General features: G+C 56.3%; 3 protein-coding genes. All 3 read left to right on the forward strand.

Annotated elements, in window-relative coordinates:
* The coding region (locus A3754_RS17765; protein ID WP_063520770.1) for a PepSY domain-containing protein at positions 1–1,183 on the forward strand (1,183 nt) is incomplete at its 5' end.
* Between the two features lie 324 nt (positions 1,184–1,507).
* Entirely contained in the window at positions 1,508–1,735 is a 228-nt protein-coding gene (locus A3754_RS17770; RefSeq protein ID WP_063520771.1) for a hypothetical protein, read from the forward strand.
* On the forward strand, positions 1,701–2,120 hold the full coding sequence (locus A3754_RS17775; protein ID WP_063520772.1) for a hypothetical protein: 420 nt from the start codon (positions 1,701–1,703) through the stop codon (positions 2,118–2,120). Before A3754_RS17770 ends, A3754_RS17775 begins: the two co-directional genes overlap by 35 nt.
* Positions 2,121–2,190: the final 70 nt, after the last annotated feature.

Here is a 2,190-nt window from a genome sequence, read left to right on the forward strand (position 1 = left end):
GATGGGAGCCATCGGCGTGGTGTATGCACTGGCGCTGGTGTCTGGTCTGGTCGTGTTGCTGCCGACGTTGGTGAAGGACTTTCTGGCCCTGCGCAGGGGCAAGAATCTGAAGCGTTTCTGGCTGGATGCCCATAACGTTATTGGCCTGACCAGTCTCCCGTTCCATCTGATGATTGCACTGACCGTCATTGTCTTTGCGTTCCATGACTTTCTCTACGATGCCCTGTCACTGACCACCTACAAGGAGCGCCCGCTGTTCGAAATGCATGAGCATCACGATAGGGGGGTGGAAACCGTGGCAGGCAATCTCCTGCCTCCACAGACGCTGTTGGCTAACCTGCAACAAGCCGCTCCGGATTTTATTCCCCGGGAAATGCAGTATTTGGGGCCGGTGAGCGAACATGCGGAAGTGCGCATTGGTGGCGAAAATCTGGATCATATGGTGCGCGGGGCTGACCGTGGTTTTGCTGCCATGGACCCTTACACCGGGGAACTGGAAGGCACCGAGTACCTGCCCGGTCACGAGAATGCCTGGACGGACATCGTCATCAGTATTTTTGCGCTGCACTTCGGCAGCTACGGTGGCGCTTTCATGCGCTGGGTGTATGTCTTCATGGGGCTTGCTGGTGCGTTTCTGTTTTATACCGGCAACCTGTTGTGGGTGGAAACCCGACGCCGCAAACAGCGTCGTAATGGTGGGCAAGTGGAACAAAAGCGCAGCACGCGTTTGATGGCCAGCGCTACCGTGGGGGTGTGCTGGGGCTCCGTGGCCGGTATCGCGATTGCCATGACTGCCGGCAAGTGGTTGTACCGTGGGGTCGATCCGGCATCGCTGTACCTGTGGGCGTATTACTTTGTCTTTCTGGCGGCGGTGGCTTGGGCGTTTGTCCGTGGTCCGGGGCGCAGTGCGGTGGAGCTGATTGCCTTTGCCGGGGTCGCCTGGTTGACCGTGCCGGCCACCGCTCTACTGGCATACCTGTTCCCGGCCATGCCGGCATGGATACAAACCGCACCGGGGCCGCTGGCGGTGGATGGTACGGCGCTGGTGGCGGGTGTATTGCTGCTGGAGATGGCCCGGCGTACGGCAAAGCGCGTTTTCCATGGTAATACCGACAGTGTTTGGTATGCCGGCAAACCGGCGGGCGAGCCGGATAGCGTTGCTGCCGGGGTAGAACACGCCTGACGGGGCGCCAAATCGGTTGCAATATCAGTTTCAATCAGGCCGCAACATGATACTAATCGTCATGTTGCGGTTTTTTTGTCACCCTTTTATTTAGCAATAAATTGATAAACACAAAAACGCTTATCGTCTGCGAAGTGAGATATCACTCTGTAAAAGAAGGAGTTAGCGGTTGAGACAAGTGTGCTAAAAGTGTCTTGTATGCCGAAAGGGTAAATAAAACACTGATTTTTGTGGGTTTTTAAATTACAAAAGCTAACGTGCAGGGGCTGGCGCACTATCGCATTCATCCGTGACTATGTAGTCCGAAAACAAGAACAGGGTGACATGATGCGAACAATAAAATTCCCCACCATCGCCTGCCTGCTGCTTTTGCCGTTGCTGCATGCCTGTGAAGAAGAACCGGATGTGTTCGTGCCGCCGGATCCTGGCAATGCTCTCATTTACGCCTATCCGGCCAGCGGCATGGTGGACCTGCCTTTGGGTAGCAAGCTGCTGCTGACGTTTTCCAATGGCATTGATGAGGCCGCGGTCCAAGGAAGATTGTCACCCTGACGGTGATGGCTTTGTCGGCGCGCTTTGTCTGGCGGATAGCGAAGGCAATCTGGTCGATCTCAATAGCGCCGAAGTGTCGAACCGGGACCGTACCTTGACGTTTTCCATGGAAAGCCTGCGTGCCGGTGAGCAATACCGCCTTTGGGTATCACCGGAGATTGCCCCGGGGGTGGTGAACCTGGAGCTGGACGGTCCGCTGATCACCTTCCGCACTCGCCAATACGATCCGGTGCCGGACCAGGCGCCGGGGGTGCTGGTCATCAATCAGGAAAACCCTGAGGTCTATCTGCCCGACTCTGAAGGCGCGGCACGTTTTCCGTTCATGGATTTTTCGCCGGTACGCATCACCCTTACCGAACCACTGGTGCAAACCACCGTGCGCTAGGGCGATACGGTCAAGTTGGAACATCAGCAAACCGGTGAACTGGTGGATGTGAGGATTCTCAGTGAACGCC

This window comes from Alcanivorax sp. HI0083, assembly GCF_001635175.1.